This is a genomic window from Nonomuraea sp. LPB2021202275-12-8, assembly GCF_037044575.1.
In the GTDB taxonomy this organism is placed as follows: Bacteria; Actinomycetota; Actinomycetes; order Streptosporangiales; family Streptosporangiaceae; genus Nonomuraea.
In genome coordinates this window covers 416,090-435,082 of sequence record NZ_JBAHWD010000004.1, presented here as the reverse complement: position 1 = coordinate 435,082, position 18,993 = coordinate 416,090, and the positions used below count along the sequence as shown (strand labels likewise).

Genomic DNA, 18,993 nt, shown 5'->3' with positions numbered 1-18,993 from the left:
GCGGTCTCCTGCGCTAGTTTCCAGGCCATATGTTTGCCCCATGGCAAAGATACCGAGGGGATGGTCGACACAGTGAGCGGCAGCCGGTCGGGGACACGGCAGGTGGGCGATGCGGGTGAGCTCGAGCTCCGGCAGTTGCTGGCCGGACTGACCGCCGTCAGGGACGGCGACTTCGGCACGCGGCTTCCCGGAGACGCCGACGGTCTCCTGGGCGAGATCGCGCAGGTCTTCAACGGCATGGTCGACCAGCTGTCGCTGTTCACCTCCGAGGTCACCAGGGTCGCCCGCGAGGTCGGCACCGAGGGGCGACTCGGCGGCCAGGCCGACGTGCCGGGCGTGTCGGGCACGTGGAAGGACCTGACCGAGTCCGTCAACGCGATGGCGGGCAACCTGACCGACCAGGTGCGCAGCATCGCCGAGGTCACCACCGCCGTCGCGAAGGGCGACCTGTCGCAGAAGATCACGGTGGACGCCCGCGGCGAGATCCTGGAGCTGAAGAACACCGTCAACACGATGGTCGACCAGCTGTCCTCGTTCGCCGACGAGGTCACCAGGGTCGCCCGCGAGGTCGGCACCGAGGGCCAGCTCGGCGGCCAGGCCGACGTCAAGGGCGTGGCCGGCACCTGGCGCGACCTGACCGACTCGGTCAACTACATGGCGGGCAACCTCACCGCCCAGGTGCGCAACATCTCCCAGGTGGCGACCGCGGTGGCCCGCGGCGACCTGTCGCAGAAGATCACCGTCTCCGCGCGGGGCGAGATCCTCGAGCTGAAGAACACCCTGAACACGATGGTCGACCAGCTGTCCTCGTTCGCCGACGAGGTCACCAGGGTCGCCCGCGAGGTCGGCACCGAGGGGCGGCTGGGCGGCCAGGCCGACGTCAAGGGCGTCTCCGGCACCTGGAAGGCGCTGACGGAGTCGGTGAACGTCATGGCCGACAACCTCACCGCGCAGGTGCGCAGCATCGCCGAGGTCACCACCGCCGTCGCGAAGGGCGACCTGTCGCAGAAGATCAGGGTCGACGCCCGCGGCGAGATCCTGGAGCTGAAGGACACCATCAACACGATGGTCGACCAGCTGTCCGCGTTCGCCGACGAGGTGACCCGCGTGGCGCGCGAGGTCGGCACCGAGGGCCAGCTCGGCGGCCAGGCCACGGTGCGCGGTGTCTCCGGCACCTGGAAGGACCTCACCGACAACGTCAACTTCATGGCCTCCAACCTGACCAACCAGGTGCGCAGCATCGCCCAGGTGGCGACCGCGGTGGCCGCGGGCGACCTGTCGCAGAAGATCATCGTGGAGGCCAAGGGCGAGGTCGCGGCGCTCGCGCAGACGATCAACACGATGGTGGACACGCTGTCCGCGTTCGCCGACGAGGTGACCCGCGTGGCCCGCGAGGTCGGCACCGAGGGCCAGCTCGGCGGCCAGGCCCGCGTGCCCAACGTCGCGGGCACCTGGAAGGACCTCACCGACAACGTCAACTCCATGGCCGACAACCTGACCAACCAGGTGCGCAGCATCGCCCAGGTCACCACGGCCGTCGCCAGGGGCGACCTCACCCGGAAGATCGACGTCGTCGCGCGGGGCGAGATCCTGGAGCTGAAGACCACCATCAACACGATGGTCGACCAGCTGTCCTCGTTCGCCGCCGAGGTGACCAGGGTCGCCCGCGAGGTCGGCAGCGAGGGCAGGCTCGGCGGCCAGGCCGAGGTCGAGGGCGTCTCCGGCACGTGGAAGCGGCTGACGGAGAACGTCAACGAGCTGGCCGGCAACCTCACCCGCCAGGTCCGCGCCATCGCCGAGGTCACCAGCGCCGTCACCTCCGGCGACCTGACCCGCTCCATCAGGGTCGACGCCTCGGGCGAGGTCGCCGAGCTGAAGGACAACATCAACTCGATGGTGAAGTCCCTGCGCGAGACCACCCGGGCCAACCAGGAGCAGGACTGGCTCAAGTCCAACCTGGCCCGGATGTCGGGTCTCATGCAGGGCCACCGGGACCTGTCCGTGGTGGCCGAGCTGGTGATGAACGAGCTGGCGCCGCTGGTCGCGGCCCAGTACGGCGCGTTCTTCCTGGCCGTCGACGACGAGCTGCGGCTCATCAGCGCCTACGGCTACCCGGCGGGCGAGGGCGCCACCCGGTTCCGGCTGGGCGAGTCGCTGGTCGGCCAGACGGCCCTCACCCGCCGCACGGTCGCCATGGACGAGATCCCGCCCGGCTATGTCCGGATCTCCTCCGCGCTCGGGGAGACCGTCCCCACCTCGCTGATGATCCTGCCGATCGTGGTCGAGGATCAGGTGCTCGGTGTCATCGAGCTGGCCTCGCTGTACGCGTTCACTCCCGTGCACCGGACCTTCCTGGACCAGCTCATGGAGACGATCGGCGTCAACGTCAACACCATCGTCGCCAACGCCCGCACCGACGAGCTGCTGGTGGAGTCGCAGCGGCTGACCGCCGAGCTGCAGGCCCGCTCGGAGGAGCTGCAGACCCAGCAGGAGGAGTTGCGGCGCTCCAACGCAGAGCTGGAGGAGAAGGCGGCGCTGCTGGTCTCCCAGAACCAGGACATCGAGACCAAGAACCTGGAGATCGAGCAGGCCCGCCAGGAGCTGGAGGACCGGGCCCAGCAGCTCTCGCTGGCCTCGAAGTACAAGAGCGAGTTCCTCGCCAACATGAGCCACGAGCTGCGCACCCCGCTCAACTCGCTGCTCATCCTGGCCCAGCTCCTGGCCCAGAATCCCACCCGCAACCTCACGGCCAAGCAGGTGGAGTACGCCGGCGTCATCCACTCGGCCGGCTCCGACCTGCTGCAGCTCATCAACGACATCCTCGACCTGTCCAAGGTCGAGGCGGGCAAGATGGACATCAGCCCCGAGCGGGTGTCGCTGCGCCAGCTCCTGGAATACGTCGAGGCCACGTTCTTGCCGATGACCACCGACAAGAGCCTGGAGTTCCGCATCACTGCCGCGCCCGGCGTGCCAGACGGGCTCGTCACCGACGACTCCAGGCTGCGCCAGGTGCTGCGCAACCTGCTGTCGAACGCCGTCAAGTTCACCGAGACCGGCAGCGTCGAGCTGCGCATCGAACCCGCCCCCTCGGCGCAGCTGCCCGCCTCCGTGCGGCCGCACGGCCAGGCGGTCGCCTTCCGCGTCATCGACACCGGCATCGGCATCCCCGAGCAGCAGCTGGAGGTCATCTTCGGCGCGTTCCAGCAGGCCGACGGCACCACCAGCCGCAAGTACGGAGGCACGGGGCTCGGACTGTCCATCAGCCGCGAGATCGCCTACCTGCTCGGCGGCGCGATCAGCGCGCAGAGCACGCCGGGCCAGGGCAGCACGTTCACGCTGTTCCTGCCGGTCGCCAGGCCCGACTTCACCGAGCAGCCGGCCGGTCCGACCGCGCCGTCCGTGGTGTACGGCGAGGTCATCCACCGGGCCGACAGCCACCACGACCAGCCCCCGGCCCGCCCCCAGCAACAGCAGCGCAGGCTGCTCGTGGTGGAGGAACGGCAGCGCGGCCTGCTGTCACTGGTGGCCGAGAGCGTCCTGGCGGACCTGGCCGGCCGCGACGTCGGCGACGCCCACGGCCCCATCGAACTCGTGACGGCGGCGGGCGCGCAGGAGGCGGCGGCCACGCTCGCCGCCGAACCCTGCCACTGCCTGGTCTTGGACCTCGACATGCCGGGCAGGGCGGGCTTCGGCCTGCTCGAAGCGATCGACGGCGACGCCGCGCTGCGGGGCGTGCCCATCCTGGCCTACAACAACTGGCGGATGGACGCGACGCTGGAGCTGGAGCTGCAGGCCCGCGCCGACTCCCAGCCGCTGGAGCTGCTGTCGAGCCTGGACGAGCTGCGCGAGCGGATCGCCCTGCACCTGGCCGCCGAGCAGCCGGGCGACGTGCTGCCCCTGGTGCGTTCGGAGGTGGAGCGCGCTCCGGCACGGAAGGAGGAGCACGGCACGCTGGCGGGCCGTACGGTGCTGGTCGTCGACGACGACACCCGCAACCTCTTCGCGCTGACCAGCATCCTGGAGATCCACGGCATGCGGGTCCTGCACGCCGAGGACGGCCGCAAGGGCATCGACATGCTGATCGCGCACCCAGAGGTCGACATCGTGCTGATGGACGTGATGATGCCGGAGATGGACGGCTACGCGGCGACCTCGGCGATCAGGGCGATGCCCGAATACGCGGAGCTGCCCGTCATCGCGGTCACGGCGAAGGCGATGCCGGGCGACCAGGAGAAGAGCCTGGCGTCGGGGGCGAGCGACTACGTCACCAAGCCCGTCGACGCGGACCATCTCCTGGGTCTCATCCAGCGGTGGCTCACGCGTTAGCCGTCTCGATGTCATCAGCGGAAGGAACTGAGCACGGCGTGCCGACTACCCACCTTGACGAGCAGGGGCGTGGCCTGGCCCGGAACATCGGCAGGCTCGCCGCCACCATCGAGCGGCTGCGCGAGGAGATCCAGCAGGCCCAGCACGCGGCCGAGGGACGGGCACTGATCGAGCTGGCCAAGGGCATCCTGGTGGAGCGGCTGCACTGCGGTCCGACCGAGGCGGCCCAGCAGCTCACGGCACTGGCGGAACAGGCGGGCCTGTCGCAGCTCGAGCTCGCCGCCGACCTGATCGACCAGGCGGCACAGGATCGGGTGACCAGCGTGGCGCGCGAGCTGCTCACCGAGAGCGGCGCGTCGGTGTCGGTGCAGTTGCGCGAGGCCGAGAGCGGGGTGCTGGCCGCGACCGACAGCCAGCGGGTGGCCGAGTCCCTGCTGGAGCACGCGCTCGCCCCGCTGGGAGCCACGGCCGTAGCGCTGTGGTCGGCCGGGTCCGACGCCTCGCTGACGCTGGCGGGATTCGCCGGGCACAGCGCCGAGGAGGCCAGGAGGTGGTGGTACGTGCCGCCGGGGGTGGCCACACCCGCCCGGCGGGCCCTCATCGAGCGGCGCACCGTGTGGTTCGCCGACCTGGCGGCGTCGGGGCTGCCGTCCATCGGCCACCGGCTCGCCCCCGACGCCGGCCGGGTCGTGGTGCCCGCCGGGACCGGGGGCCGCATCCTGGGCGTGCTGGAGATCAGCTGGACACGTCCGCTCGAACCCCAGCCGCCGCAGATCCAGCGGCAGGTCGAGGCGCTGGCCGAGCTGTGCGCGCACACGCTGGAGGACTACGAGGCCGTCGGCGCGCCGTCCTCGGACGTGGCCGAGCTGATCGAGCTGGCCGACGCGCTCGCCGACCCCGCACTCGTGCTCCGCCCCGAGACGGACACGCAGGGGCTCGTGACCGACTTCCGCATCTACCACGCGAACGCGCGGTTCGCCGACCCCACGGGACGGCCCCGAACCGTGGTCACCGGCGCACTGCTGCTGGAGGCCTACCCGGCGGCTGCCGAGGAGCACGGCCTGTTCGAGAAGCTCGAGCACGTTCACGCCACCGGCGAATCGTTCCGCACCGAACGGATGACGCTCACCACGCTGATCGACCATGTGCCGCTGACGAGCGTCGCAGGGATCAGCATCACCCGTCACGGTGACTGCGTGCTGCTGATCTGGCGGGTGCAGGACGAGTCCCTGCGCCTGGCCAGCCTGTTGCAGCACGCCCAGCGGCTGGGCCGGATCGGCGGGTTCGAGGAGGACACCCAGAGCGGTGAGATCATCTGGAACGGCCAGCTCTACGAACTGCACGGCCTGGGGGCCGGCGAACGGCCGATCCCGCTGGAATCCCTGGGCGAGCACGCTCATCCCGACGACGCGACGGCCATCGGCCGGTTCCTGCGCACCGTGCACCACCACCGGCGGTCGGCCTCCACCACCTTCCGCCTCCAGCGCCCCGACGGGAGCACCAGGCACATCCGGGTGGTCGCCGAGCCCGTCTTCGGTCCCGACGACCGCATGATCGCCGTACGCGGCGCCTACCAGGACATCTCCGCGCAGCACTGGACCGAGGTCGCCCTGGCCGCCACCCGCGACCAGCTCGCGCACACCGAGCAGGAGTCCGCCGAGCGCAACCGGCTGACGCTGCAACTGCAGCACGCCATCATGCCGCAGAACCAGGGACTCATCGAGGCCTTCGGCCTCAAGATCGCCGTTCGCTACCGGCCGGCCGAGGAAGGCCATCTGGTCGGGGGTGACTGGTACGACTCGGTCGTCCTGCCGTCCAAGAAGGTGCTGCTGTCGGTGGGCGACGTGGCCGGGCACGGCATCGAAGCGGCGACCGGCATGGTCGTGCTGCGCAACGCCCTGCGCGGGCTCGCCGCCACCGGAGCCGGTCCGGCGCAGCTCATGACCTGGCTCAACCTGGTCACCCACCACCTCACCGACCGCGTCACCGCCACCGCGATCTGCGGCCTGTACGACCCGGAGGCCAGGGAGTTGCGCTGGGCCAGGGCAGGCCATCTGCCGCCGGTGCTGCTCCGGGGCGGCACGGCCACGGAGATGCCGCTTATCGGCGGGCTGATGCTGGGCGTGATCTCCGAGGCCGACTACGAGGAGGGCGTCATCCAGCTGGAGCGGGAGGACAGCCTGTTCATGTACACCGACGGCCTCATCGAGCGCCGTGACATCACGCTGGAGCGCTCGCAGCAGCGGCTCCTGGCCACGCTGAAGCACCCGAGCGTGACGCTCGACCACCGCCTCGACCGGCTCCTCACGCACAGCAACTCCGACACCGACGACGACACCTGTCTCATCGGCGTCGAAGTGCTCTGAGCGGCAAGGCGTTTGACATGATCCCGGGGTCGAGGAGAGGATCTTCTCGATTTCATCCAGAGGATCCGAGGGACCTGGCCCACTGACGGTCCGGCAACCTGCCTGCGGGAAAGGTGCCAACGCCAGGAGCGATGAGGAGGGCCTGATGAGCAGGGTGACCGAGTCGACGGCGACGACGGGGTCCGCGCTGCCCCCTACGAGACCGGGCAGCACCTGCAGATCTCCGAGGTAACGGTCGGGGCGGTAGGCGAGCAGATAGCCGATGCCGAGCACGGTTCCCGGCACGGCGACGCCCAGGGTGCCGGCGAAGTCGAGCCAGGCGCCCGCGCGGGCGAGGTGGCGCACCGCGAGCCAGGCGATGAGCAGGCCGAAGAGGCCGGCGATCGGGGTGGCGAACGACGGAGACGTCGACCTGTTCCAGGCGCGGCGTGAAGATCCCGGCCTCGATCCTGGCCTGGGTGAGGAGGCTCTCGCACACGCCGATCACCTGCGCGCACTGCCTGTCCACCACGGTGAGGAAGCGCTCCTGCGCGGCGGTGAGCGGCCCCGGGCTCCGCTCCACCAGCAGGTCGACGGCGCCCTTGATCATGCTGAGCGGGGTGCGCAGCTCGTGGCTGAGCGCCGTCACCTGCTCGGCCCTGCGCTCCACCAGCTCACCGAGCCGGTCCAGCTCGGTCTGCTGGGCGGCTGCCACCCGGCGCAGGCCCGCGACGGCGAGCCCGGCGCCGCCGGCGAGTCCCGCGACGGCCGCCACCGCCGGCCACGCACCGGCCACCGCGACGGCGGCGCAGATCGTGCCCGCGAGGCCGATCAGCAGGGGCAGCCGCGGCGACCGGCGAGCGAAGCGGTATAAACCGGCATCTCCGTTCACTTCAGCGAACGTACCAGCGGCGGCACGCCGGGCAGAGGGGTCAGTCCGCGATGAGCCGCGCTCGCTGCCCCTCGCTCTCGCGCTGCCGCCGGATGACGTACGCGCCCGGCGTGCAACCGGAGGCGCCGTGCTCCGGATGCAGCAGGTAGACGGGGGCGGAGGCCTCGAAGATGCCGATCGCCAGCCCGGTGGAGTCCATCATCCGCGTCGTCCAGCGGCAGGTGCCCGGGTCGGCGACGAGCGTGTGGGGGTTGCCGCCGGCGCCGCCGCGAAGCAGCTCGACCCCCTCGGGGGGCACGTCCGTCCAGGGGCTGTCCGGCCAGACGTGCACGGCCGGGGCGAGGACGGCGAGCGGGATGACGATCAGGTCGCCCTGGGCCTGGAGGCCGTCGACGACGGGGACGCGCACCGACTGCTCGAGGTGGTCGAGCACGGCGAGTCCGGTCTGCTGGGAGAGCGATGCGAGAGTCACAGTCATGGAGGTCACCTCAGGTTCGGCGGAGGAGCAGGGAGTACTGCTCGGCGGACAGGCCGTACGTCCAGCCGGCGGCGTCGACCGGATCTTCGAGGAAGCCCGGCACGGTCAGGCCGTACCGGCGGCGGCGTCCGTCGCGCTCGACGGATCCGTTGACCGCGAGGAGCACCTTGGTCTCCCTGCTCATGTCGTAGAGCCGCAGCTGCGAGCCGGGGTTGCCCGGGTCGGGCGCGGTGGCGACCAGGCGCAGTCCGGCCCGGTCGATGTAGGAGGCCCAGCCGATGCGCTCGATCGCGCACCGCCTGATCTCGACGTTGACCTCGCGGGCGATGCGCTCGGGGGTCGGATCGTCGAAGACCCAGGCGGGCACCCGCCTTCCGTGCCAGGCGTGCACGTCCCACCCGTCCGCGTACCGGAAGGCGGGACCGTCCGCGCAGTGCAGCCGGACCTCCCCCGGCCCGTCTCCTGGCTCGGTGTGCATGGCGACGGGCCGCTCGGACACGACGCACACGCCTTCGCGGGGCCACCACCAGCCGCACGATCGGGCCGCCGCGGCCCACAGATCGAGCAGATGGGTCTGCTCCGGGGTGAAGACCATCCCGGCCGCCCGGCGCATGGCGTCGTAGTGCGCGATCCAGGAGACGGACTGGGTCTGGTACCAGCGGTACCCCGGGGCGAAGTGACGACTATCTCCCGTCCGCGGGAGGGAGTCGTGGAGACACCTCTCGACGGATCGCGCCAGCGGGGTGCGAACCTCCGTGCGGATCTCTAGCTCCATCGGGCGGTGGATCCACCTGAGCTGGGCTTCGAACTCCATGGACAGCGTCTGGACCAGCATGGCCAAACGGCGTGGCACGGGCCACTCGGCCATGCGCTCGACGGATTCCGATGCGCTCAGGCGGACGCCTGGCGGGACGGTCTCCAGAGCCATGAGCGGCGAGGAGACCCAGTGGAAACGTGGTGGATCGAGTCCGAGCAGGCGATAGAGCCCGGAGATTGCGGCCTCTGCGGCCGGACGTTCGGCGGGCAGCGTCGAGAACGCCCAGCCCAGCCATTCTTCCCGGATCTCGGCAGCTTCCCGCTGCACGAGCACGCTCACCGGACTAGGGCGGCAGCGCCCCTTTCATTGATCATGCCGAAATAGTGACAGATCGGCGCGATGTCTGTCTACCGCGGTCAGTAGTAGCCCGTCTCGCCGTCGACGAGCTCGCGGATGGTGTCGACCATCATGTCGGCGTCCTCGGGCCCGTCGTCGAACTTGGGCCCGGTGGCCGGCCCGCCCAGGAAGAGGACGCTACTTCGACCCCGCGCCCTGCCTCACCGGGTTTTCCACGCCGGAACCCTCCGGCGGGCGAGAGCACCGGCCGGAGGGTTCGCGTCGTCATCGGGCGGCTGTGACCTTGGCGCAGAAGGTGCCGTCCTTCGGCGGGACGCGGGTGATCAGATAGCGGTCGACCGCGCCGTTCACGCAGGTGGAGGGCCCGCCGTAGGCGGTGTGCCCGTCGCCGTCGAAACCGAGCAGCACGCCGGAGGAGAGCTGGGCGGCGAGTGCCTTGGCGTCCTTGTACGGCGTGGCCGGGTCGCGGGTCGTGCCCACCACCAGGATCGGCGGCGCGCCCTTGGCGCGCAGCGGGCGGCCGACGCCTTCGGTGCCCTTGACCGGCCAGAACGCGCACGGCGAGAGCAGGCCGTCGGAGAAGTACTTGCCGAAGTAGCGCGACTCGGGCACGTACGTCACCTGGGAGCGGGTGGCCGTCGACGTGGGCGGGTAGTCGACGCAGTTGATGGCGACGAAGGCCTCGCCGCCGTTGTCGTAGGTGCCGTCGCCCAGCCGGCCGTTGTAGCCGTCGGCGAAGGTCAGCAGCGCGGTGCCGTCGCCCTTGAACGCGTCGGCGAGGGCGGCGCGCAGCGCCGGCCACTGCTCGCGGGAGTACATGCTGGCCATCACGCCCCGCCAGACGAGCGCCTCGTTGACCTGCCGGCCGTCGGCGTCGTTGCGCAACGGAGCCCGGTCCGCCCGCTTGAACAGCCCCGCCAGCTCCTTGAACGACGCGCTGACCTTGTGCTTCTTGAACGGGCAGCCCGGCGCCCGGTAGCAGTCGCGCAGGAACGCCGTGAACGCCACCTCGAAACTGTGTGCCACGCTACCGGCGGAGCTGCCGCGCGTGGTGGGGTCGATCGCGCCGTCCAGCACCATCGCCCGGACCCTCTTCGGGAACAGGTCGGCGTAGGTCGCGCCGAGCAGGGACCCGTAGGAGAAGCCGAGGTAGGTCAGCCGCTGCTCGCCCAGCGCGGCCCGCAGCACGTCGATGTCCCGCGCGGCGCTGCGGGTGCCGAGGTGCGCCAGGAGCCCGCCCGTGTTCGCCTTGCAGCCCTGCGCGTACGCCTGCTGGTACAGGTCGCCCTTGCGCACCTCGGTGGGCGTGTCGGGGGTCGGGTCCAGCGCGTGGTAGGCGTCCAGCACCGAGGGCGACATGCACCGGACGGGCGCCGAGAGCCCCACGCCGCGCGGGTCGAAGCCCACGATGTCGAAGCTGGAGCGGAGCGCGGGCGACAGGAACAGCTTGGCGTTCCTGGCCATGGCGACCCCCGACCCACCGGGACCGCCGGGGTTGAGCACGAGCGAGCCGATCCGCTTCGGTCCCTGTGCCCGCAACCGGATCACCGCGATCTCGATGTGGCGCCCTTTCGGCTTGGCGTAGTTGACCGGCACCTTGAGCTTGGCGCACTGGAACCCGCCGCCACAGGCGGACCAGGCGAGCCGCTGGGCGTAGAAGCCGCCCAGGCCCGGCGGAGCACCGCCGGTCTGTGCGGACGCCGGCGCGGCGGTGACTAAGCCTGCCGTGAGCAGGCCCATGATCAAGGTCGTGAAGACCCCTATGAGGCGTCGCATGTTCCTGTCCCATCTGGCGGCCGGGTGATTGTGCCTTAACTGGCTCCTTGATGGTTGGCCGACGCGGTTGCGGAACCCTTTAAGTCGGCTGCCAACCGGCATGAAAGCGCCTGTACGGCCTGCTCCCCGGGGGGCAGGCCGTACAGGCGGAGGGTCAGTGCCGGGCCTGGCGGGCCCGCTTGGGGAGGAGGAAGCCGAGCCCGAAGGTGACCGCCGTCAGGGCGATCGCCACCAGCGTCACCCGCATGCAGGCGTCGAGGAAGCCCTGACTGCCAGCCACGGAGAAGAACAGCGTGCCGAGGGCGGCGACGCCGAGTGAGGCGCCGAGCTGCTCGAAGGCCGCCAGCATGCCGGAGGCGGAGCCGACCTCGTGATCGCGCAGGCCGCCGACCACGATGTCGAAGAGCGGGACGAAGATCATGCCCATGCCCATGCCGTACACGACGAGCGCGGGGGTGAGGTCCCAGCCGTCCAGCGCCGCGCCGACGGTGTCGAACACCCCGTAGAGCGTCACCAGGCCGGCGGTCATCATGGCCAGACCGATGTGCAGCAGGTGGCGGCCGAGCCTGTTCATCAGCGTGCCGCCGATGGCGGAGCCGGCGAAGGCGCCCACCGCCCAGCCGATCATGGCCAGGCCGGCCTCCAGCGGCGAGTACTTCAGGCCGATCTGCAGGAACAGGGCCACGACGAGGGAGAACCCGGTGATCGCGCCGAAGAAGGCGACGACGAACGCGACGCCGGAGGCGTAGGAGCGCTTGGCGAAGACGCTGAGCTCGACCAGCGGGGTGCGGCCGGTGCGGCTGCGGCGGAGCTGGTGGAGGACGAAGACGGCCAGGACGGGCACCGAGGCCGCCAGCATCACCAGAGTCCAGGTGGGCCAGCCCAGCTCGTGGCCCTGCACCAGCGGGACGACCAGCATGGTCATGCCGACCGCGGCCAGCATCGCGCCCGCCCCGTCCAGGCGGGTGCCGCGGGCGGCGGGCGGCTTGGCGGGGAGCACCTTCCAGCCCACGGCGAGCGCGAACGCGCCGAGCGGCAGGTTGATCAGGAAGATCGCGCGCCAGCCGGTGCCGAACAGGTCCGCCTCGACGAGCAACGCGGCGACGATCGGCCCGAGGATGGTGGCCAGGCCGATCACCGGCCCGAGCGCGGCGAACGCCTTGCCGGTGCTGTCGCCGAACAGGTCGCGGATGAGGCCGAAGGTCTGCGGCACCATCAGCGCGCCGAAGCCGCCCTGAAGGACGCGGGCCGCGATCAGGGACTCCGGAGAGTAGGCGAGGCCACAGGCCAGCGAGGCGACCAGGAAGCCGACGACGCCGACCATCATCATGCGCTTGCGGCCGAACATGTCGCCGAGCCGCCCGCCGGTCAGCAGCCCGACCGCCATGGCCAGGGTGTAGCCGGCGACGATCCACTGCATCGTGGCCATAGAGCCGCCGAGGTCGGCGCGGATGGCGGGAGAGGCCACGTTGCCGACCGTGCTGTCGAGCAGGTTGAGCAGGTCTGCCGAGAGGATCGCGAACAGTCCGAGCCATTTCCGGGACGGCGCCTGTGGGGTGACCCGCACGGCCGCGGGGGCGGGGAGAGCGGTGACGGTCATGAGCTCGGCCCTTCCTGTTGGAACGGAACGTTATATTCCCATGCTAGCAGAACGGAACAGTCGGTTCCACTACTTGGGCCGTAAAAAGGTCCCGAAAATCCGGGCCCTGGGTCCAGTCGGCCCGCCCGCCCTCCGGACTCCCTCCAGTCCCACCCCACGGCGGTCAGCCGCCTGACGACCGTCTCGGCGACGGCCCGGGCGCTGCCCGGGTTCTGACCGGTGATCAGACGGCCGTCCTCGACCACGTACGGCTCGAACGGCTGACCGGCCGTGCCGTCAACCTGCAAGAGGAGCTCGGGGCCGACTAATCCGTACCGCCATGTCGGGAATTTCCCCTATCAGCGGGTTCCCTTGCCCGACTCCACGGAAGGGGTGACACGTGGCTCGTATAGCGATCGTAGGCAGCGGATTCGGCGGATACTCCTGCGCCAGGCACCTGGAGCGATGGCTGAAACCCGGCGAGGCGGAGATCGTGCTGATCACGCCCAAGGACTACACCCTCTACGTGCCCCTGCTCCCGCAGGTGGCGGCGGGGGTGCTGCAGCCGCGGTCGATCGTCACGCCGCTGCACGTCAGGCTGCGCGACGCCAAGCTGCTGCCCGGCGTCGCCATGGACGTGGACCTCGACCGCCGCAGCTGCGAGGTGCTCAAGATCAACGGCGACGTCACGCACGTGCCGTTCGACGTGATCGTGCTGGCGCCCGGCAGCATCACGCGCACGTTCGACATCCCGGGGCTGAAGGAGCACGCGCGCGGCATGAAGACGCTGGCCGAGGCGGTGTACCTGCGCGACCACTCGATCGCCCAGCTGGAGCTCGCCGCCAGCTCCTCCGACCTCGCGGAGCAGGCCGTCAGGTGCGGATTCCTCGTGGTGGGCGGCGGCTACTCGGGGGTCGAGACCGCGGCGACGCTGCAGCTCGTGACCCGCAGCGCGCTGGCCCGCTTCCCCGACCTGGACCCCGGCCTGCTGCGCTGGACGCTGATCGACATCGCGCCCAGGCTGATGCCCGAGCTCGGCGAGCAGCTCGGCGCCGACGCGATGCGGGTGCTGACCAAGCGGGGCATCGACGTGCGGCTCGGCGTCACGCTGGAGAGCCTCACCGCCGGGTCGGCGAAGCTCACCGACGGCGCCACGCTGCCCACCAACACGGTGATCTGGACGGCCGGGGTGACGCCCAGACCGGTCGTGTCGAGCCTCGGCACCGAGACGCTGAAGGGACGGCTCGTGGTCGGCGCGGACCTGCAGGTGCCGGGGCACGACGGCGTGTTCGGACTGGGCGACGCGGCGGCCGTCCCGGACCTGACGGGACCGCCGGGCAGCGTGTGCGGGCAGACCGCCCAGCACGCCGAGCGACAGGCCGCCACGGCCGCGCGCAACGCGCTCGCGGCGCTGCGCGGCGGCCGGATGCGCTACTACCGCCACCGCGACCTCGGCATGGTCGTGGACCTCGGCGGCATGGACGCGGTGGCCAGGCCCTTCGGCATGGACCTGTCGGGCCCGGTGGCGCAGCTCGTCACCCGGGGCTATCACCTGCTGACGGCGCCCTCGGGACGCTCCAGGTTCCGCATCAGCGGCGACTGGCTGATGAACCTGGCGGCCGGCGACGACCTGATGAGGCTCGACTTCCTCAAGGACTCCCCCAGCACGCTGGAGGAGCTGGAGAACATGCCGACCCGGATGACCGGCCGCTACGAGCAGATCAGCCAGACAGTGGGACACCGACAGTGATCTCGTTGCTCAGCTTGTAGTCGCCCACCAGGTCGAGGTCGTCGCCGCTCCAGAACCTGCCCGGGTCGTACCAGTTGGGGCGCCGGCCCGCGGGCAGCAGGCCCATCGCCTCGTAGGTGACGGCCACGACCTCGGCGCAGTAGGCGCTCTCCAGCGTCCGCTCGCGCGCCCGGCGGCGCAGCTGCGGCACGCGCCCCCTGGCCCAGCGCGCCGCCAGCCGGGCGGTGGACGGGAACGGCGTGCCGTCCAGGCGGGCCACCGTGCGCAGCGCCGCGTCCTCCATCTCCGGGGTCGCCTGGGGCTCGAGCTGCCGCAGCCAGGGACGCTGGCCGTAGCGGTCGGCCCAGACCGTCACCGCGTCGCGCAGGTCGTGCAGCTGCACGCCGCGCTGGTGGCTGCCGGACCAGAGGTCGGGCAGCGACCTGCCCAGCTCGGCGTGCCACATCATGGGGGGCATGTCCTCGATGACTATCGCCATGCCCACGTGGTTGACCGGGCTGTTGGTCATCGTCTGGATGGCCCGGTCGGGCACCGAACGCCCCCGGAACACCCACAGATCGCCGGTCCTGGTCAGCTCAACGGCCTCGTCGAGAGTCAGCACACGGCTAGCCTAGGCACATGCGCTGGTGGAAGATAATCGGGCTGGCAGGGGCCGCGGGCGTCGCGGCCACCGGGGTGGCGATCGCGCGGGCCGAGCGCCGTCGCCGCGCCTACACGCCGGAAGAGATCAGGACGCGGCTGCGCGAGCGGATCGCGGATCAGCCCGAGGGCCGCAGGTCGTAGACGAAGACCACGTCGGGGTAGGCCGGGTTGTCCTCGTAGCCCTGGACCCCACCGAGGTAGGCCCGCCGGGAGTTGACCACCCAGGGCAGGGCCGCCGCCGCGTGCTTGTCGAGCACCTGCTGAGTGGCCTGGACGAAGGTGCGCTGGGCGGCTGCCTGGTCGGTCACGATCAGCTCGGGCAGCGTGTCGAGCATGGCGTCGGTGCCGGGGTCTTCCAGATACGCCAGGTTGAACAGCGGCGGCTCCGCGCTGTGGAAGACGTTGCCGAACCAGGAGTAGCCGTCGGCGTAGTCGGGCCACCAGTACATGACGAAGATGTCCTGGCCGCGTTTCTTGCCCAGCTCCCACTGCTCGTTCCAGGGCATCGCCCTGGCCCGTAACGTCACGTTCAGCGACCTGAGGTCCCGGCGCAGCCTCCTGACGAGCACCTGCTGATCGGGGTCGCCCTCGGCGTAGGTGAGCGTCAGCCTCAGCGGCCTGCCCTGCGGGCCGAAGCCGGCCCGCTGGAGCAGCCTGGCCGCTGCGGCGAGGTCCTGCCTCGGCACCCGGCCCCGGACGTGGCCGAGCAGCCCTTCGGGCACGACTCCGCTGGCGGGCGTGACCCCGCCCCGCAGCGCCCTGACCACGCCCCGGTAGTCGACGGCCTTCTGCACCGCGCGCCGCACCCGCACGTCGGCCATCGGCCCCTGGGCGGTGTTGAACAGCAGCATGGCCGTCTGGAACGACGGCTGCTCGGTCGTGCGGATGCCCGGCGTGGCCGACGCCCTGGCGAACAACCTGGGGTCGAGCCGGTACACGAAGCTGGCCTCGCCGCGCAGCAGCAGCTGCCATGCCCGGTCGGGGTCCGGGACGACCCGATACTTGACCGTGCGGTAGTGCGGCCGGCCCCAGCCTCCCCAGTAGTCGCCGTAGGACTTCAGCGTGAGCTCGTGCTCGCTGCCCTTCTTCCAGGACGCGACCGTGTACGGCCCGGAGCCCGCGTCCTTGCCCGAGGCGAACCAGGACCGCAGGTCGGGGGCGGCCTGGGTGTCGTAGATGTAGGCCGCGTAGGCGGAGGAGGCCACCAGGTCCAGCGGGGCGGCGTATTTCAGCGTGAAGGTCACTGTCGACGGGTCTTCGGCCCGGATGGAGGTGACGGCGTCCCAGATGTAGGAGGCGCCGGTCTTGGTCTGCCTGGTGCGCTCGATCGACGCCTTGACCGCGCTGGCGTCGAGCGGCCGGCCGGTGTGGAAGGTGACTCCCTGGCGCAGGTTGAACGTCCACGTCCGGCCGTCGGGCGAGGCCCGCCACGAGGTGGCCAGCCGGGGGCCGGCCTTCTTCGTCACCGGATTCCACAGGGTGAGCGTCTCGTAGACGTTCTGGAGGGCGATGACCTCGTTGGAGTAGGACCGGCCCGGGTCCCACTCGGTGATCATGTCCAGGTGCCTGACGTAGACGAACGCCGATTCTCCCGGCGGCGCCTGCCGCACCTCTGCCGGGGCCGAGCAGGCCGCGATCAGCAGCACCAGCGCGGCGACCGCTGCGAGTCGACGGCGCAACGCATCTCCCTCTAAGACCGATCTACCCGCGAAACCTACTGCATGATCATCACCAAGTGTCCAAAAGGGCCGAAAAATTGGGCATTCCGGAGATCCGATTGCTATCCTCTTGGCTTGTCCCGTCCGGGGTTGCCAGCAGGGGACCGACCGGAGTGAGGTGTCATGGGTCGTAGCCGAACGATCCGCACAAAGATCATCGGCCTACTGCTGGTTCCGCTGGCCTCGATGGTGGTGCTGTGGGGAGTCATCACCGCTGTCACGGCGAGCGAGAGTCTGGAGCTCAGGCAGTACACCACGCTCTGGACCAACCTGCGCCACCCCGCCTACAAGCTCGGCAACGAGCTGCAGCGTGAGCGCCTCGCCTCGGTCAGACTCCTGCGTGCCGGCGGCGTGGTCGGCAGGTCGGCCATGGCCGAGCAGCGTGCTCGCAGTGACAGGGCCAGGGAGGACTTCAAGGAGCTCTCGGGGGCATCCCGGGACACGTCGGAGGCGATCCGCACGCAGGTTGACGCGGTTTACACGCAGTTGAGCAGGCTCGATTCGATCAGAGGCGAGATCGACACGGGCCTGTCCGACCGTCTGCACGTGGTCGAGACCTACAACGCGGTCGTCGACTCGCTCTTCGGCCTGCACCGGCGGGTCGGGTTCATCGACGACATCCCGATCTACGAGCAGTCCCGCCTGGTCATCGACCTCGGCTACGCCAAGGAGCTGCTCACCAGGGAGCAGGCCATCGCCATCGGCCCGACCACGGCCGCCGAGCGCAGGCTCTTCACCCAGCTCGTGGGCAACCGGCGCTTCCTCATCGACCACGCGCTCGGCGGGCTCGACCCCGCGCTGCGCGAGACCCAGGTCGCGATCATCACCTCGCCCGCCTACCAGCGGATGCGGCTGATGGAGGACCAGATCATCGCGGGCCGCACGCCCCACGGCTGGCTGGCCACGACCGAGGCGCTGGCCAAGTCGTTCCAGGAGGCGCAGCTCAAGGCCAGCATGACGCTCTCCGCCCGGTCGGAGCCGGTGGCCGACTCGGTGCTCACGCGCGCGTTCCTGCTCGCCGGGACCTGCTTCCTGCTGGTCATCGTGTCCATCGCGTTCTCGCTGCGGATGGGCAACCGCCTGTCCAGGGAGCTCGGCACGCTCAGGGAAGCGGCGCTCGAGGTGGCCAGGGAGCGGCTGCCGCAGGTCGTCGCCAAGCTGCGCAAGGGAGAGTCGGTGGAGGTGCCGGAGCTTTCGGTGGCCAGCACGACGGTCGAGATCGGCGACGTGGGCCAGGCCTTCTCCACGGTCCAGCAGACCGCGGTGGAGGCGGCCGTCGGCCAGGCGCAACTGCGCGACGGCGTCGGCCACGTCTTCCGCAACCTGGCCAGGCGCAGCCAGACGCTGCTCCACCGCCAGCGCATCCAGCTCGAGGGCATGCAGCACAAGGCCACCGACCCGGATGCGCTCGACGACCTGTTCCGCCTGGACCACCTGACCACCCGCATGCGCCGCCACGCCGAGGGCCTGATCATCCTGTCCGGCGCCACCCCGGGCCGCGGCTGGAGCAGGCCGGTGCCGCTGCTGGACGTGGCCCGCGGCGCCACGGCCGAGGTGGAGGACTACCAGCGGGTCATCGTCGAGCCGATGCCCGCCCAGCGCCTGGCCGGTCCCGTGGTCGGCGACATGATCCACCTGATCGCCGAGCTCATCGAGAACGCCACCGTCTACTCGCCCCCGCACACCACGGTCGTGGTGCGCGGGGAGGTGGCCGCCCGCGGTTTCGCCATCCACGTCGAGGACCGCGGGCTCGGCATGAGCGCCGAGGACCTGGCCGACTTCAACGAGCGGCTGGCCTGCCCGCCCGAGTTCGACCTGGCCGACAGCGAGCAACTCGGGCTTTTCGTCGTTTCCCGCCTGGCCGCCAGGCATGACATCCGCGTGACGTTACGCGGTTCACCATATGGAGGGACCACCGCCATCGTGCTGATCCCGGCAGAACACGTGACAGATCCCCCGGCCGAGCCGGAGGAGCCCAGCAAGCAGCCATCACGCCCCATGCGGGTGGTGCCAGGTGAGTGACGAGCGCTGGCTGGACGAGGACGCGGGTCCCATCGTCCCGGCCTACTTACTCACCAGGGGCCGGACTGTCCCCGCGAGCGAGGCCATCGACCTCATCGCGGTGATCATCACCGCCGGCGGGCTGACGCCGCCGGTCGGGCTCGGCCCCGAGCATCTGATCATCCTGCAGAAGTGCACCAAGCCCACCCGGCTGGTGGACGTCGCGGCCGAGCTGAACCTGCCCATCGGCGTGGTGCGGGTGCTCGTCGGCGACCTGCACGCGCAGCAGCTCGTACAGGTGGAGTCGCCGCCTCCGGCTCCCGACGCCACGGTGCTGCTGGAGGTGATCACCGGGCTGAAGGCGCTGTGACG

The 18,993-nt window shown here is 70.6% G+C and carries 12 protein-coding genes, 1 pseudogene and 1 riboswitch; of the genes and pseudogenes, 6 read left to right on the top strand and 7 right to left on the bottom strand.

Translation table 11 applies throughout. From position 1 onward, the window contains the following. Positions 1–60: 60 nt before the first annotated feature. Positions 61–4,326: a HAMP domain-containing protein gene (locus V5E28_RS10635; RefSeq protein WP_336206332.1), complete on the top strand. Its 4,266-nt coding sequence runs from the start codon at positions 61–63 to the stop codon at positions 4,324–4,326. Between the two features lie 38 nt (positions 4,327–4,364). Continuing rightward, the gene (locus V5E28_RS10630) at positions 4,365–6,692 is read left to right on the top strand and encodes a SpoIIE family protein phosphatase (protein WP_336206331.1); all 2,328 of its coding nucleotides are present in this window, start codon (positions 4,365–4,367) and stop codon (positions 6,690–6,692) included. Between the two features lie 49 nt (positions 6,693–6,741). Beyond that, positions 6,742–6,830, top strand: a riboswitch (SAM riboswitch). A 358-nt stretch (positions 6,831–7,188) separates the two neighbouring features. Here the strand turns inward: V5E28_RS10630 and V5E28_RS49485 are convergent. From V5E28_RS49485 to V5E28_RS10605, 5 genes and pseudogenes are all read right to left on the bottom strand, one after another. After that, positions 7,189–7,281, bottom strand: a pseudogene (locus V5E28_RS49485) (hypothetical protein); the annotation flags it as partial. Between the two features lie 322 nt (positions 7,282–7,603). Beyond that, positions 7,604–8,041, bottom strand: a complete 438-nt coding sequence (locus tag V5E28_RS10620; protein ID WP_336206328.1) for a hypothetical protein — start codon at positions 8,039–8,041, stop codon at positions 7,604–7,606. A 10-nt stretch (positions 8,042–8,051) separates the two neighbouring features. Beyond that, complete coding sequence (locus V5E28_RS10615) at positions 8,052–9,137, bottom strand: DUF6745 domain-containing protein (protein WP_336206326.1); 1,086 nt, start codon at positions 9,135–9,137, stop codon at positions 8,052–8,054. 282 nt (positions 9,138–9,419) lie between these two features. Beyond that, complete coding sequence (locus V5E28_RS10610) at positions 9,420–10,931, bottom strand: alpha/beta hydrolase (protein WP_336206324.1); 1,512 nt, start codon at positions 10,929–10,931, stop codon at positions 9,420–9,422. Positions 10,932–11,085: 154 nt separating this feature from the next. Then, the gene (locus tag V5E28_RS10605) at positions 11,086–12,531 is read right to left on the bottom strand and encodes an MFS transporter (protein ID WP_336206323.1); all 1,446 of its coding nucleotides are present in this window, start codon (positions 12,529–12,531) and stop codon (positions 11,086–11,088) included. Positions 12,532–12,910: 379 nt separating this feature from the next. On the opposite strand from V5E28_RS10605, the gene V5E28_RS10600 reads away from it, so the two are divergent. Beyond that, complete coding sequence (locus V5E28_RS10600) at positions 12,911–14,260, top strand: NAD(P)/FAD-dependent oxidoreductase (RefSeq protein WP_336206321.1); 1,350 nt, start codon at positions 12,911–12,913, stop codon at positions 14,258–14,260. Here the strand turns inward: V5E28_RS10600 and V5E28_RS10595 are convergent. Next, the gene (locus V5E28_RS10595; RefSeq protein ID WP_336206414.1) at positions 14,232–14,858 is read right to left on the bottom strand and encodes a hypothetical protein; all 627 of its coding nucleotides are present in this window, start codon (positions 14,856–14,858) and stop codon (positions 14,232–14,234) included. The genes V5E28_RS10600 and V5E28_RS10595 overlap by 29 nt on opposite strands. Before the next feature lie 20 nt (positions 14,859–14,878). Between V5E28_RS10595 and V5E28_RS10590 the strand changes: the two genes are divergently transcribed. Further along, positions 14,879–15,043: a hypothetical protein gene (locus V5E28_RS10590; protein ID WP_336206320.1), complete on the top strand. Its 165-nt coding sequence runs from the start codon at positions 14,879–14,881 to the stop codon at positions 15,041–15,043. Here V5E28_RS10590 and V5E28_RS10585 read toward each other — a convergent pair. Beyond that, the gene (locus V5E28_RS10585; RefSeq protein WP_336206319.1) at positions 15,019–16,581 is read right to left on the bottom strand and encodes an ABC transporter substrate-binding protein; all 1,563 of its coding nucleotides are present in this window, start codon (positions 16,579–16,581) and stop codon (positions 15,019–15,021) included. The two genes, V5E28_RS10590 and V5E28_RS10585, sit on opposite strands and share 25 nt — an antisense overlap. A gap of 162 nt (positions 16,582–16,743) precedes the next feature. On the opposite strand from V5E28_RS10585, the gene V5E28_RS10580 reads away from it, so the two are divergent. Together V5E28_RS10580 and V5E28_RS10575 are read left to right on the top strand one after the other, a co-directional pair. Then, positions 16,744–18,642: a sensor histidine kinase gene (locus V5E28_RS10580; protein WP_336206318.1), complete on the top strand. Its 1,899-nt coding sequence runs from the start codon at positions 16,744–16,746 to the stop codon at positions 18,640–18,642. Further along, positions 18,635–18,991 (top strand): DUF742 domain-containing protein, encoded by a 357-nt coding sequence (locus V5E28_RS10575; RefSeq protein ID WP_336206316.1) that lies wholly within the window; start codon positions 18,635–18,637, stop codon positions 18,989–18,991. Before V5E28_RS10580 ends, V5E28_RS10575 begins: the two co-directional genes overlap by 8 nt. The last annotated feature ends 2 nt before the right edge of the window (positions 18,992–18,993 follow it).

Bases quoted from the DNA above. Each gene is read 5' to 3' on its own strand.
- V5E28_RS10635 (WP_336206332.1), top strand. From the start codon at position 61: ATGGTCGACACAGTGAGCGGCAGCCGGTCGGGGACACGGCAGGTGGGC.
- V5E28_RS10620 (WP_336206328.1), bottom strand. From the start codon at position 8,041: ATGACTGTGACTCTCGCATCGCTCTCCCAGCAGACCGGACTCGCCGTG.
- V5E28_RS10610 (WP_336206324.1), bottom strand. From the start codon at position 10,931: ATGCGACGCCTCATAGGGGTCTTCACGACCTTGATCATGGGCCTGCTC.
- V5E28_RS10605 (WP_336206323.1), bottom strand. From the start codon at position 12,531: ATGACCGTCACCGCTCTCCCCGCCCCCGCGGCCGTGCGGGTCACCCCA.
- V5E28_RS10590 (WP_336206320.1), top strand. From the start codon at position 14,879: ATGCGCTGGTGGAAGATAATCGGGCTGGCAGGGGCCGCGGGCGTCGCG.
- V5E28_RS10580 (WP_336206318.1), top strand. From the start codon at position 16,744: ATGGGTCGTAGCCGAACGATCCGCACAAAGATCATCGGCCTACTGCTG.